The 821-nt window shown below is 46.0% G+C and carries 1 protein-coding gene and 1 pseudogene; one reads left to right on the top strand and one right to left on the bottom strand.

From position 1 onward, the window contains the following. Positions 1–615, bottom strand: a pseudogene (gene tilS / locus A3738_RS17700) (tRNA lysidine(34) synthetase TilS); the annotation flags it as partial. On the opposite strand from tilS, the gene A3738_RS32660 reads away from it, so the two are divergent. After that, positions 602–821: ATP-binding protein (locus A3738_RS32660; protein WP_369819819.1), on the top strand; the 220-nt coding region annotated here is incomplete at its 3' end. The pseudogene tilS and the gene A3738_RS32660 overlap by 14 nt on opposite strands.

Below are 821 nucleotides of genomic sequence, written 5' to 3'. Positions count from 1 at the left end.
CCACCAACGCAAAAGAAACGTCTGCTCTCGCTTAGCAAGTAAGTTGAGGTTAGTAAGAGAAATTCCATGATCGTTTGCGTAGTTCGTGATGTGCATATGCTTTAACACTGCTTGCGCCAAACGCAACGCTGAACCATTAACTCGAGTATGCCCTTTGCTTAACAACACTAAATCATCAACGTAACTATCTGACTGAGCCAACAATCGCGGCAACACTTGATGACGAATGCGATTCCTTGTGATCGAAAGGTCTCGATTAGATTCATCTTCGACCCAACTCACACCTTGGTCTTGGACATATTGCTCAAGATCCTTTCTTCGTAAATCTAGAAATGGTCGAACGAGATGACCTAGTCCCATAGGCCGACTGTGAGGAATAGCAGCCAACAAACTCGAGTCAGTCTCTCTTATAAGTCGCATAAGAACCGTCTCGATTTGATCATCAAGATGATGCGCCAACAACAAAATATCATCGGTGCCGACATGTCGTTTGAACACCGCATATCGCGCTTCACGCGCCGCTTGCTCGAGACTTTTACCTTTCAGATCAAGTTGAACACGCTCAACAATGCATGGTATTTGATATTCGGCACAAACAGCTTTGCTTCTCTCCGCGGTTCGCTCACTCCAAACACTAAAACCAACTCAATCATTCTGCGCTATCCATGTTCACCATGGATTAAGTTCTCACGCTGATGCGTGGGCGGAGCATTGCCAAGCTGTTTGTGCCGAATATCAAATACCATGCATTGTTGAGCGTGTTCAACTTGATCTGAAAGGTAAAAGTCTCGAGCAAGCGGCGCGTGAAGCGCGATATGCGG

Source organism: Oleiphilus sp. HI0066, assembly GCF_001635725.1.
The sequence above is the reverse complement of the archived record's forward strand: the minus strand, read 5'-3'. Positions and strand labels throughout refer to the sequence as shown.